The sequence below is a fragment of the Bremerella sp. JC817 genome (assembly GCF_040718835.1).
Taxonomy (GTDB): domain Bacteria; phylum Planctomycetota; class Planctomycetia; order Pirellulales; family Pirellulaceae; genus Bremerella.
The window spans coordinates 182896-196252 of sequence record NZ_JBFEFG010000266.1 but is presented as its reverse complement, the minus strand read 5'-3'; the positions used below and the strand labels follow the sequence as shown (position 1 = coordinate 196252).

General features: G+C 57.6%; 11 protein-coding genes. 9 read left to right on the top strand and 2 right to left on the bottom strand.

Annotated elements, in window-relative coordinates:
- The first annotated feature begins 63 nt into the window (after positions 1-63).
- Positions 64-459, top strand: coding sequence for a hypothetical protein (locus AB1L30_RS08190; RefSeq protein ID WP_367012932.1), 396 nt, complete (start codon positions 64-66; stop codon positions 457-459).
- A 17-nt stretch (positions 460-476) separates the two neighbouring features.
- Here AB1L30_RS08190 and AB1L30_RS08185 read toward each other — a convergent pair whose 3' ends face one another.
- The gene (locus tag AB1L30_RS08185) at positions 477-1352 is read right to left on the bottom strand and encodes a hypothetical protein (RefSeq protein ID WP_367012931.1); all 876 of its coding nucleotides are present in this window, start codon (positions 1350-1352) and stop codon (positions 477-479) included.
- Between the two features lie 182 nt (positions 1353-1534).
- On the opposite strand from AB1L30_RS08185, the gene mnmG reads away from it, so the two are divergent.
- From mnmG to AB1L30_RS08150, 7 genes are all read left to right on the top strand, one after another.
- Positions 1535-3373: a tRNA uridine-5-carboxymethylaminomethyl(34) synthesis enzyme MnmG gene (gene mnmG / locus AB1L30_RS08180; protein ID WP_367012930.1), complete on the top strand. Its 1839-nt coding sequence runs from the start codon at positions 1535-1537 to the stop codon at positions 3371-3373.
- A gap of 431 nt (positions 3374-3804) precedes the next feature.
- Positions 3805-4383, top strand: coding sequence for a response regulator (locus AB1L30_RS08175; protein ID WP_345087579.1), 579 nt, complete (start codon positions 3805-3807; stop codon positions 4381-4383).
- Between the two features lie 234 nt (positions 4384-4617).
- A complete protein-coding gene (locus AB1L30_RS08170) occupies positions 4618-5187 on the top strand; it encodes a hypothetical protein (RefSeq protein WP_367012929.1) in 570 nt (189 codons plus the stop codon).
- Between the two features lie 291 nt (positions 5188-5478).
- The gene (locus tag AB1L30_RS08165; RefSeq protein ID WP_367012928.1) at positions 5479-6036 is read left to right on the top strand and encodes a hypothetical protein; all 558 of its coding nucleotides are present in this window, start codon (positions 5479-5481) and stop codon (positions 6034-6036) included.
- A 175-nt stretch (positions 6037-6211) separates the two neighbouring features.
- Entirely contained in the window at positions 6212-6967 is a 756-nt protein-coding gene (locus tag AB1L30_RS08160) for a HAMP domain-containing sensor histidine kinase (RefSeq protein ID WP_367012927.1), read from the top strand.
- Positions 6968-6971: 4 nt separating this feature from the next.
- On the top strand, positions 6972-8621 hold the full coding sequence (locus AB1L30_RS08155) for a Na+/H+ antiporter NhaC family protein (protein WP_367012926.1): 1650 nt from the start codon (positions 6972-6974) through the stop codon (positions 8619-8621).
- Positions 8622-8915: 294 nt separating this feature from the next.
- Complete coding sequence (locus AB1L30_RS08150; RefSeq protein WP_367012925.1) at positions 8916-9761, top strand: hypothetical protein; 846 nt, start codon at positions 8916-8918, stop codon at positions 9759-9761.
- A gap of 141 nt (positions 9762-9902) precedes the next feature.
- On the opposite strand, the gene AB1L30_RS08145 is transcribed toward AB1L30_RS08150, so the two are convergent.
- Entirely contained in the window at positions 9903-10931 is a 1029-nt protein-coding gene (locus AB1L30_RS08145; protein WP_367012924.1) for a dihydrodipicolinate synthase family protein, read from the bottom strand.
- Positions 10932-11099: 168 nt separating this feature from the next.
- On the opposite strand from AB1L30_RS08145, the gene AB1L30_RS08140 reads away from it, so the two are divergent.
- Positions 11100-13277: a hypothetical protein gene (locus AB1L30_RS08140; RefSeq protein ID WP_367012923.1), complete on the top strand. Its 2178-nt coding sequence runs from the start codon at positions 11100-11102 to the stop codon at positions 13275-13277.
- Positions 13278-13357: the final 80 nt, after the last annotated feature.

Sequence of the window (13357 nt, the reverse complement as noted above, 5' to 3'; positions counted from 1 at the left end):
TGATTTCTTTTGCGGTTCTACTCTGCTGGGAGCTTTGTTTCCAGGCAACTCGAAAGGACCGCTATGTTTCTCGCTCGTATATTTCTGGCCGTCGTTGGCGTCGCTTACATGTTTCTTGGAGTGTGGTGCGCGTCGGCTCCAGGACAGACCTCCAACTCGGTCGGATTCGACCTGCAGAAAGGGAGCGGCCAGTCCGAATTCTTCGTGGTGTATGGAGGTGTCGAGCTTGCGTGGGGACTGATCTTCCTGCTGCCGCTCTTAATGCACGATGCCACGCGTCCGCTACTGATTGGCTGCGTTTTGATCCACGGTTTATCGGTGATCTTCCGTGCGATCAGCTTTGGACTCTTCTCCGACATCGGCACAACGACCTACGTTCTGGCCGCAGTCGAATGGGTGATCTTCCTTGCCTCGGCCGGACTTCTGGCTTACGTCGGTTTCGGTACGAAAACTACGTAGGCGACAGAAGCCATTGGCTAGTCATCGTCACGAACGGCGAAGTCGAGCTGCGGAACAACTCCTTCGAGAAAGCCGGCCAACTTGTAGCTGGCTTTATTGGCCATTGTATTCAAGTTCCACATATCTTTGATGCTGCCCGGCCGATTGAAGATAGTCGCGGCAGCGGCGCCGATCATGCCGGAGGTGGTCTTCTGGCCCATTAGCTTTTCCAGATCCTTCGGAAGCGGCTGATCGACCGTGTCGGAAATGATCCGCACCGAAAGCATCTTCGTATCTTTCTCCTGGCAGACCTGAGCGATCGCGAGCGTTTCCATCTCGACCGCGACCACCCCATGCTCTTCCCCCAGTTGCCGCTTCTCTTCGACCGTTCCGATGATCCGGTCAACCGTCAGCAGCTTTCCACTCGCCAGTCCTTGGGTCGCCTCGATTTGTTCTGAGGTGAGGTTCAGCGGGATGGCGACTTCGCCCCCTTCGATATCGCGGACGCAGTTAGCCATCACGACATGTCCCCGCTTCAGTTCCGACACGAGACCACCGGCGAACCCGGCCGAGACAATCCACTTGGGCTGGATGATATCGATAATGTCGCGGACCGTTGCCCCGGCAGCCTTTCGGCCGACACCTGACTCGACGACACCGATCGCATGCGGACCAAGCTTGCCGACCGTGACCGTTTTCCCCTCCATCTTCACCGGAGTGGCCGACTGAAGCCGCTCTTTGAAACCGGCCGATTCGACCCCCAAGGCAAACACGACCACCACATCTGGCTTCGGAATATCTTCCGGCGCAACCTCGGCCGTGTTGTGCTCGGCAAGCTGCTGAGTCACCAGATCGCGAACCACGGTCTGGCCCTGTTGTCGAAGAAAGTTGGAAACGAGGTAGCGTAACAGCATGATGGTCCAGGATGATGGTCAGAGGGAATTGGCAGGCCCAGGCAGGGCTACTTCGTGCGAAAACAGGGCCAAACGCCGAGGAAATCGGCCTCGTTTGCGGGATTCGCCCCTTCGCGAAGGTGGCCTGAGGGATCTACAATACCAGCTTCGCTTAAACAGCAGGTCGATTGCAAGGTGATTGAATGTCGGAGTGTCGTTATCAATATGACGTGATTGTCGTGGGAGCCGGGCACGCAGGTACCGAGGCCGCCCTAGCGGCTGCACGCCTGGGTGCGAAGACCGCTCTGCTGACAACCAACCTCGACACGGTCGCCCAGATGAGCTGTAACCCAGCAATCGGCGGGATCGCGAAGGGTCAGATCGTGCGCGAAATCGACGCCATGGGTGGTGTCATGGGGCAAGCGATCGACGCGACCGGCATTCAGTTTCGCTTGCTCAATCGCCGCAAAGGCCCGGCGATGCACAGCCCGAGAGCCCAAGCCGACAAGAAGGCTTACCAGTGGTGGGTCAAGTTGGCGGTCGAAGATCAGCCAAACCTCGACCTGTGCCAAGAGATCGTCAGCGATCTGGTCACCGAAACCGTCGACGGTAAGCAGCGAATCATCGGCGTCAGCGTGCACGGGGGTGCCATCTATGCTGCATCGCGCGTGGTGCTGACTACCGGTACGTTTCTCGCCGCGATCATGCACATCGGCGAATCGAAAACGCCAGGCGGTCGTGGTGGCGAAGGAACCAGCAGCGGCATTAGCAACGCCTTGAATCGACTCGGCTTTCGGCTCGATCGCTTCAAGACCGGTACGCCGGCACGGTTGAACTACAACTCGATCGATTTCGATAAAACCGAACTGCAGCCCGGCGACGACGATCCTCAGCCATTCTCGTACCTGACCGAGAAACTGACGCTCGAGCAGATGCCGTGTCATATCACGTACACCAATGAAAAAGTCCACGACCTGATCCGGGCCAACTTGCATCGGGCCCCGATGTATAGCGGTCAGATCGATTCGCGCGGGCCACGCTATTGCCCGAGCATCGAAGACAAAGTGGTTCGTTTCGCCGACAAAGATCGGCATCAGCTCTTTCTGGAACCGGAAGGCCACAACACCCGCGAAGTGTATGTGAACGGCATCTCGACGAGCCTTCCACGCGACGTTCAGGACGAGATGTTCAAGCTGATCCCAGGGCTCGAAAACGCCCAGATCATGCGGTATGGCTACGCCGTCGAGTACGACTTCTGCCCGCCTGATCAGTTGTGGCCTTCGCTGCAAACCAAGGAAGTGACCGGGCTCTATTTCGCCGGACAGATCAACGGAACAACCGGCTACGAAGAAGCTGCCGCCCAAGGGCTGATGGCGGGAATCAATGCCGCCCTGGAAGGTCGCGGGGAAGAGCCGCTGATCCTGGGCCGCGAGCAGGCTTACATCGGCGTGCTGATCGACGACCTGGTGACGTGCGGCGTCGACGAACCTTACCGCATGTTCACCAGCCGGGCCGAACACCGCTTGATGCTTCGCCAAGACAACGCCGATCGCCGCCTGACGCCGTTGTCGAACGAGCGAGGACTAATCACACCGCAGCGTTGGGAAGCCTTTTCAAGCAAGCTGCAGCAGATCGATTCCGCCCTGGAAACGCTCTCGACGACCCGGCACCAGGGAACGCTGCTCTCGAATATCCTGCGTCGGAACGATTCGACCTGGGAACAAGTCTGCGAATTGGCACCGCAATTATCGGGTATCTCGGACGAAGCCTCACTGCAGGTCACCTACGACCTTCGGTACGAAGGCTACGTTGCCCGGCAACAGGTCGAGATCGAGCGTCAAAAACGGCTCTCGTACAAGCGAATTCCGGAATCGTTCGATTTTACGCGGCTTACCCAGATGCGGACCGAAGCCCGTGAGAAGCTGGGGCGAGTTCGCCCGACGACGGTCGCCCAGGCCGAACGGATCAGCGGCATCACCCCTTCTGACATCGCCCTGCTGCTGGTTTATCTTGACGGGCGGATGGGGTCGAAGACCTCCTAACCTGGGGATTCCCACGGCGTTGCTATCAGTAGCATGCCACCAAAAACGGCCCTAAATTCAGGGCCGTTCGCTCTTGCATCTTCCCAGATTGTGATTAGGCAAAATATTGGCCAGCCGACCCCTTTGTGCTGCAAAGTGTTGTCCTGTTTAAGTTTGCGCATTCGACATCAATCTTGACGTGGCAATCTGGGACGATATAATTCCGACATCTGGCAAATTCGGTAAATGGGGTATATCCGGACGAACAGCGGAAATACTCATTTATCGTGGGGTGCAGCGATTACACACCTTCCAGAAAATCAGAGTTTTAAACGGGATGTACTCGTTTGACACGGATGCGCAGAGCGCGAGGATGCTCAACATACTTGGCGGCCCTCAACAGCCACTCATCGCATTGGTTGCCAAACACGCTAGGGATAGGATGACAGCAAATGAAAACAGTCTTTACGACCGGTGAAGCGGCGAAGATCTGCAAGGTCAGCCAACAGACCATTATTCGTTGCTTCGACTCGGGGCAGTTGAAAGGATTTCGCGTCCCCGGCAGCCGGTTTCGACGCATCCCGCGTGATCAGTTGTACAACTTCATGCGAGAGAACGGCATTCCGACCGACGCTCTCGAGAGTGGCAAGCGTAAGGCCCTGATCGTTGACGACGACGTCGATCTGGTGGAACTGCTGGTTGACGCCTTCGAACGCGATGGCCGTTTCGAGCTGCGAACCGCCAACAACGGCTTCGACGCCGGTATGCTGGTCAAGGAATTCCACCCAGACATCGTCGTGCTGGACATCATGCTTCCCGATATCAACGGCAAGGAAGTCTGCCAGCGGGTCCGCATGGACAAGACGATGGAAGACGTCAAAATCCTCTGCATCTCGGGCATGATCGAGCAGGACAAGGTCGCCGACCTGATGGCTTGCGGTGCCAACGAGTTCATGCAGAAGCCATTTTCGGTGGAAGCCCTGGTCGACAAGGCTTGCCACATGCTGGACATGGAATCGGTCAACTCTTAGACCGCCCTTCCCTATTCCTGGCACATCTCTTCACCGCGCAAGTCGGACTCCCGTTGCTTGCGCGGTGCCGCGTGTCGTTGACCATACGAGCGACTGCTTCTCCACGCGCCCCCCTGTTTCTTCGGCGGCTTGTTGACTTCTCGTTGCCAGCAGGTATCCTGACTGCCTTAACCCACCCGCCAGAGGTGGCCGCGATCGCGACGTCATGTCGATCCTCTCCTTACTGAACGAACCATGGCTAATCTTCGATTTGTGCTTCTGCTGCTTGGCGTGATGCTCTGCTTCAACTCGTGGCGCGAATTTAGTCTCTATTCGACAGGCACATCCGAACCAGAAATCATCCAGCTTGATGCGCTCGGCTCGAACGAGGACATCAGTAACATCCACCTGACAGTGACCGATTTCATTTTTGCGGATGAGTACGTCTTCGAAGAGGAAGAGGACACCGGCAAGGTTACTCGAGCCTGGATTCCATTGCTGCTGGAAGGGGACATGCAGGAACTGAAGCAACCGAAGTTCCCGGTCGTCGCTCGCGTGAGTGGTCTTAAAGGAAACGAACAAAAGCTTCAAAGCGTCTTCCAACGCCACCAACTCACGGGCGTCGTGGTCAGCAATATTGCCGGCCTGAAGTCGGACGAGAAAAAGCTGATGAGCACGATCGTCCCAGGCAGCGATCTCAGCAAGGCGGTGATCTTCGATGTCGATCGCTCGTTTCCGACTGCCGGCTCGATCGCCGGGTTCTTCTTCGGCGGACTCGCGTTGATTGGCGTCTTCGTCTGGTGGCAGTTCTTCAGCGGCCGGTAATCGCCGTGGGATAGAGATCCTCACCAGTCCACTGCGCCAATCGCGCCACCTGAGATGGCTTCATAACAGAAGAGAACCGACCTGAATCTCCTGAAAACAGGCCTGGGCGAACGAGCAAAGCCCCCTCTAGCGAATTAATTTGACCCTCCACATTCATGGGCCATATTTCAGATGGCCTTGCGACGAAGCACTGCCCTGCGGACCGCTTCGTCTGCCGGGCCGGTCTGCTGAATCGTGCCATGATCCAGCATTCTCGTCTTCGCCCCTGCTCTTCTCGTGGAGTCTCTTTCCATGCATTGGCTATCCGACTTTCGTTTCATTATCGTCGTCGCGGTATCGGCGGGTTGGTATGGCTATCAAGAGGCAACGCTGTGGTGGGACTGTGGTGGTCAGCCTCAAGAGGTCACCCTGTTTGAACTGACGCAAGAGAGCGTCAACAGCGGCAATCGCCACGTATGCATCTACGACTACGAACTGGCGGAGGACTATGTTTATCTCGATGAAGACGACGACGGCGAATTCGAGGAAATCGAAATTCCCTTACTGACGCTGCAGGGCAACTTCACCAAACGCCCGGTCATTGCTCGTTATTATTGCCCGCCCGGCGCGACCGAGTATCTCTTCGACGACCCGCTCGTGGGCGTCGTCACCAGTGGCGTGAAAGGGATCGATATCGAGACACGTTCACTACTAAAGTCGAGATTTCCGGATGTCTCGTTCGACGATCCGTTGGTGATCGAAGTGAATCGCTCGCTTCCCAATCCCCTCCTCTTTGTGCCAGCACTAGGCGTCGGCCTGGCCAGTATTGGCTGGGGCTGCGTGGTCGGGCTCCGCAGTATGGTTGCTTGAACCCGCGTTCCCGACGATTCCGAAACGTTTCGTTTTTTGGCTGACAGCAATCAAGCGAGTTTTGAGCCGGTTTCTCAGCCAGAAACGCTGAAACACGTAGGATTCCAGGCGGAATCGCACTAAGATAGGGCACTTCAAACCAGATTGATTGTTGCCTCTTGATTGCTCCCCTGGCATGGCTTCTCGCGAAATCGATTCCTCGTCTTCCCAATCGTCGTCCGCTCAGGACGAGCGTCGTTTGCGTAACGAGAAGCTGCAAAGTCTTCGACGACTGGCGTATGGTGCCAGTCACGAAATCAACAATCCTCTGGCCAACATCGCCAGCCGTGCCCAGGCACTTCTCAATGGCGAAACCGATCCAAATCGGCGGCACGAACTCGCGACCATCTACGCGCAAGCGATGCGTGGTCACGAGATGATTGCCGACTTGATGCTCTTCGCTCGGCCATCGCAGCCCCAACTTGCCGATTGCCGCCTCAGCGAAATTGCCCAGGCCTGCTTCCACCAAATGAACGAAGCGGCCCGGCAACAGCAGACCTTGCTGAAACTGGAAACTCCCCATCCCGACATTCGCTTGAAAGCCGACGCCAATCAATTGGTGTTGGCTCTTTGTGCGATCGTTCGCAACGGACTGGAAGCCCTCAAACAAGAAGGGCAGATCGAAATCAGCCTTGCCCAGGCCGACCACATGGCCACCGTTTCGGTTCAGGACGACGGTCCTGGCATCCCGGATGAAATGGCCGAGCTTGTCTTCGATCCATTCCATAGCGGACGTGAAGCTGGTCGAGGCCTTGGATTTGGCCTCACCAAATGCTGGACGATTGCCCACGCCCATGGCGGCGATGTTTACATCGACACCGCCTATGGTCCTGGGGCGCGGATCGTTCTCGAGATTCCAATTTCACCAAGTTCCACAAGCCCTAACGAGTAGCTGGATGGATCCGCATCCCTTTGGATGGTTGAGTCTTGTTCCTCCGTTGGTTGCCATCTTTCTGGCGATCTTAACTCGGCGGACGTTGTTATCGCTTCTCGTTGGCATCGTGGTTGGTGCGTTGATCCTGCACCATGGCAATCCGATCGCTGGCCTGCAGTCAGCTTGGGTCGACTACCTTTGGGCCAAGCTGATCGACGAAGATAAACGCCAGGTCTATACCTTCACCCTGCTGACCGGCGGGATGATTGGCGTCATATCGGCATCAGGTGGCATGCGAGGCCTGGTGAACTTGATCGTTCGTTTCGCCGACACGCGTTTGAAAGGGCAACTTACTGGTTGGCTGATGGGGTTAGCCATCTTCTTCGACGACTACGCCAACATGCTGTTGCTGGGCGGAACGCTGAAAGAAGTGACCGATCGCCTGAAGATCTCACGCGAGAAGCTAGCGTACATCGTCGACTCGACCGCCGCCCCTGTGGCTGGCCTGGCGTTGATCTCGACATGGGTCGCAACCGAAATCAGCTTCATCGACGAAGGCATCAAGCTGATCGATGGCGACGCCAAGCCGGATGCGTTCCTGCTGTTCGTCCAAAGCATTCCCTACCGCTTTTACACCTGGTGGGCGCTGCTACTGGTGCCACTGATCGCGATCACTCGCCGCGACTTCGGCCCGATGCTCAAGGCTGAGATCGACATGCTCAGTTCGCAAAAGCCTTCCAACGAAGAGGTCGCCTCCGCCGAACAATTGCCCGAAAGTTCCAGTTGGCTGAATGCCGTCATCCCGGTGATGACCATGCTGGTGGTTGTGGTCGGCGTGCTGTATCAAACCGGCTATGCAGCCGCGATGGGGGAAGGTGAACCACCGTCGCTGCTGGAAATCATTGGCAATGGCAACTCGTACAAAGCACTCGTCTATGGTTCCGCGGCCAGCCTGGTGGTGGCCTTGCTGCTGATCGCTCCGCAGCGGCTTCTTTCCGCTTCGCAGTTTGTAACCGCGATCCTCAAAGGCTTCTACGCGATGATGCCAGCCTTGTTGATCTTGTGGTTTGCGGCGGCGCTGGCAGCCCAGACCGAGCGCCCCAAGTTCGATAAGGATATGCAGATGACTCAGAATGGCTTGAACACGGCCGGCTACCTGGAACAGGTACTCGAGCCAAGTCTGCCGATCGAGATGCTGCCGACGACCATCTTCCTACTCGCCGCCGCGGTGGCATTTTCGACCGGCACAAGCTGGGGCACGATGGGCATCCTGGTGCCGCTTTCCGTTTCGCTGACTGCCGCGATGCTGACGGCCGGTGGCCAGGCCCTCGATATCGCCGATCCGATTTTGTTGTCGGTGGTCGGAAGCGTTCTGGCCGGAGCGATCTTCGGTGACCACTGCTCGCCGATTTCGGACACGACGATTCTTTCTTCGCAAAGCTGTGGCTGTCATCACATGGCCCACGTGCGCACGCAGATGCCTTACGCACTTCTCGGCGCCGGACTTTCGGTCGTGGTGGGTACGGTGCCGGTGGCGTTTGGCGTGCCGGTTTGGTTGTGTCATGTGCTGGGAGTGGCTGCGTTGATCGGCACGCTTTTCCTGATTGGCAAAGTCCCAGAGCAGATCCTGCAAGAGGCCGATGCCCTGCGAGCCAACGAGACCGCCGAGTGACCGATCTCCCCTTTTCGATCGCAGTCGATTTGGGAAACGTGTTGCAATTCTTACAACGATCGCCAGACGAAGGGTGATGGTGTCATGCTGGCACCAGGCAATCGCTGACGAAACTTTCGATTTCTTCGATCGACTTGAAACCTCGATTGCCGCTGGACTTAAGCGGTTATGCTGGCAATGCCGTCTGGCGATGCTGTCAGGGACATTTGGCGAATTGTTTGCCTTCTCGGCATAGCGGTTGCACTATGGAAGTGCGTTCCCCAAATGACCCTGTTAAAGAAATGAGGCTTTACGATGTTCAGGAAGACCACGCTTGCCGCCTGCGTTATGTTTGCGGCTCCTGCGGCGATTTATGCCCAGGCACCAACTTGGAAGTGGGTCGACGCCACGTACAACGAAGGTCGCCCCATCACCCAGATGGCCGCCCCTGGCGACCTGAAAGATCCAAACGCGATCGCTCTTTCGTCCTCGAATGGTACCGCCGACCAGACCGGGACGATTCAGCGAACTTCCGCCATGCAAAACATTGCCGGGCAGCCAACGCCAGCCCAGCGAAATCCCACCATGCGGACTTATGTTGGCGAACCGATTCAGTCGTTGACTCCGACTGCTTACACGCCGCCAAGCTCGCAGGAAACGATCGTGCAGTATTCCAATGAGCCGCGAACGGTCATCTACGACAACCCTCAACCACTGCAGCAGCAGACGACTGTTCAGCGTGTTGAGTACGGTACCTACCCAACCGAGTCGACCTACTATGTCGAACCTGTCCAGCCGAATGCGTGGCATACAATCAACAACTCGGTGCAGCGAGTTCAGTACAACACGCCGGCGGCTTATTCGACGCCGGTCTACAGCACCACGGGCACCCCAGTAACCGTTTATCGCCCGGTTACTCAGGTGACCTACAACAATCCGCCCGTCGGTACCGCTCCAGTCCTGAGTCCACCGATCGTGTCGGCCCCGGTCGCCGTTCCTCCGGCCGCGGTCTACCCGGTCGATCGCACATCGTTCCGCCCGGTGTTGCCGATCTTCTCGATGAGTGACAACTCGTACGTGGGCCGGGGCCTGTTGGGCCAGCCAAAGGTGTACACCGAAGGCCAACCAATCCGTAACAGCCTTCGCTACGTCCTCCCATAACCATCCAATTCCCAGGAGGGCAATTAAGGGCGTTCCCACTTCGGAACGCCCTTTTTTGGTTCTTGCCTCTCATATATTCCGCCACGAAAAAAGGGTGCCACTGGGGCACCCTTCTGTTTTGGAATTGGCTGGCGAAAAACCTTAGGTGGTCATGCCCAAGCGGCGCAGCTCTTCGACCACGCCGGCCACAATTCGGGCAACATCGTCGGGGTTGGCATCGGTCTGACCGGCTGGGCAGCCACCGACCGGTTCATCGACAAAGCCTTCTGCCGAGAGCAGGCACTGCAATTCTTTCCGCAGGATCTCGACTCCCATTTTCTGGCTATCTGACTGCGGCTGACGACCACTACCTGGCTTGAATCCACGCAGCGCGAGTGCGGCCCGGAAACCTTCTGGAAACTCGCAGTTTTGAATCATCGCATCGAACAACGTCAGCAGGCGATATTGCAAGTCGCGAGCTTCTTCGATTCGGCCCAGCAGCGTCAGGTCGTACAGACGACGGGTGATCTCGGGCACCACGCCACTGGTCGCGTTCGTTCCACCATCGCAGCCAATCAGCAGCATCGGCATCAGGGCGGCATCCCAGCCGGTCATGAAGCTGAAATCTGGACGCAGGGGCCGGACCGCCGAGATCATTCGCATCATGTGTGGCAGATCGCCTGACGAGTCTTTGATCGCCACGATCTTCGGGCATTCCTCGGCCAGCCGCTGGACGGTTGGCACGTCGATCGGCGATGCGAACATCGGAATGTTGTACAGCGTGACATCGATCGGCGTGTTGTCGCCGATCTCTTTGAAGTAAGCGTAAACGGCCGAAGGGCTCAGCTTGTAATAGAACGGCGAAACGATCGCGACCGCTCGGCAGCCCATCTCGTGATACGCCTCACAGGCCCGGAGAGTTTCTTTGACATTCGCTTCCGCCGCACCAGCCAGAATCGGCACTCGTCCGCGGGTCTGATCGGCGATGATGGCAATGATCCGTCGACGTTCTTCCACGGTGAACCGGAGGAACTCGCCGGTCGAGCCATTCGGATAGAGCCCGTGAACTCCCTTGGCAATCAACCAATCGACGTAACGTCGCAGTTCGGCCTCGTTGATGTCGCCAGAAGCGTCCAGAGGCACGATGTTCGGGGTAAAAATGCCGGAAAGTCGCGTCGATTGAGGGGCCATTGGCACGTTCCAAGGGGCATGGGGAAGGCGGGGCGGTGGGAAACTGGTTAGAATCTACAGGCCGTGCATGTCGCCGGAAACCGTTGATTCCACAAACTTAGCATAGTCCGCAGTCGAGGGCGCGTCAGCTACTCTCCTGCCTGCTTCTCTTATCGTCACTCAGCCATCGTGTCTCGTAAGAAACGTACCGAACGCTCAGAACCTTCCCAGTCGCTCGTGGGGGACGCCACGCTGTGCGTCTGGCTGTTGATCGCCGGTGCCCTGATTTACGCGTACTGGTACTTCTCGCTGGCGATGCCATGGCCTGCTCCGGGTCCCGGCGAAACGGCCTATGCCCCCACACGGGGCGACCTTGTTCGCGATGGCTTGCTGCTGTTGCCCGAACTGCTTGGCCTCTGGTGGGGCGGCGGTGAGATGCCTTTGGGAATCTTCGACCGCGTAGGCATCCTGGCAGGCGTGGTGGCGATGCTGCTCTTCGCGTATGCCCTGGGCGAGTTCCTGCTGTGCCGCTTGAAGCTACTGAAGTTCTTCGGCCAGATCGATGGCGCCGTGCTGCGACTCGGCATCGGCCTGACACTGCTCTCTTGGTCGACCTGCATCCTTGGTCTTTGTGGCCTGCTGCAACGTCCGCTGGCCATCGTGCTCTCGCTGGCGATCTTGTTTGTCTCGCTGGGGACTGCCTGGAAGAAACAACTGGCTCGTGGAAGCGACCCGAGCGAAGCGACTGCTCCGTCGTCGGTTGCCGATGTCGAATCGCGCTGGTGGCTGCTGGCCACGGCGCCGCTGCTGATATTCATCGTGGGCGTGTCGATCGTGCCACCTTACGAATACGACGTCGTCGAGTATCACCTGGAGGTTCCCAAGGAGTGGTACCAGGCAGGCCAAATCAGCGTCTTACCAGGCAACGTCTACAGCGGCATGCCGATGGGTGCCGAGATGTGGGCTTTGCTCTCGATGGTCTTCGTGCCGAGCGAAACAATCTGGTTCCATGGATCCCTGATCGGCAAGACGATAATGGGCCTATTCACCTTGTTCATCGCTGGCCTGCTCTATGGTGCCGGGAAACGGCTGGCAGGGCCTTGGTGCGGAAGAGCCGCCGCGTTGTCGGCGATTGCCGTTCCCTGGCTGACCTATCAAAGCGGAACCGGACTGGTCGATGGTGTCTGGGGCTTCTTCACGCTCGCCGCGGCCTACCCCGTTTTGATCGTGCTGACGACCGACAACGAAAAACGCGCGGCGCTGCCTTGGGATGGCCTGGCCATTCTGTCGGGCATGATGGCGGGCATGGCTTTCGGCGTGAAGTACCCTGCCCTGCTGCTGGCGATCGTTCCCGTATTTGGCCTGTGGGTTTACGCGGCGCGGACCGATTGGAAAGTGCTTGGCCTTCAGGTCGCTGCCGTTCTCGTGATGACCGCCCCATGGCTGGTGAAGAACACGATCGACACCGGCAACCCGGTTTACCCGCTCGCCGGGAATCTGTTTCCGACCGACATTCGTACTGCCGACCAAATCGCCCAGTGGAATCAGGCACATCAGGTACCCACCAATGCCGACGGAAGTCGCTACTCGATCTCGCAACTGATGCATGGCATCACTACCTTGATCGGTGGCAGCCCCTGGGCTGGGTTGGCAATCGTTCCGCTGGCGATTTGTGGACTGTTTTCGGCTCGGCGGCGACTCGTCGTTCCAGTCGTGATTTTACTGGTCGTCTGCTGGGTCGTTTGGTGGGGAATGTCCCATCGCCTGGAACGCTTTTTGATTCCGGCCATTCCTTTGGGGTGCTTGTTGGCAGGAATCGGAGCCGAGATGGTCTCGCCGTATGCCTTGGGACGTTACGCCCTGCGGGCCTGGCTGGGACTGAGCTTGCTGGTCGGCTTTGTCCTGGTGAATCAAAGCCAGTCGATCAAGCTCGATCCGCGGATCTTCGTTTCGCTTGAATCGCTGGCCAATTCTCACACCGCGCAAGGCGTGCAGTGGCTCAACGAGCACGTTCCAACGGGCGATACAGTTCTGGCAACCGGCGACGCTGCGTTGTTTTATTTAGAGCCGCCGGTGATGTATCACACCTGCTTCGACGATCCACCCTTCCAACCGCTGGTAAAGATGACCGCCGACGAACGTCGTGCGTGGCTTGCCGAGCGGGATATTGGCTGGCTGTATGTCCATTGGGGTGAGATCGATCGTTTCCGCAGTCCTGGCAACTACGGCTTTCCTCGTGATGTGACCCGCGAGTTGTTTTCTGAGATGGAAAATCAGGGGATTCTCGAGGTCACCGAGTTCCAAACTGGCAATCCCGAAGCCCCCACGGTGGTCATTTGTCGCGTGCATGAAACGAACCAGCCATAGGTCTGACTTGCTCCATTTGCCGATCTGGCATAGGCTGACGATTCCAATGCACTAATTCTCCCCCTAGTTCGCAAACAATT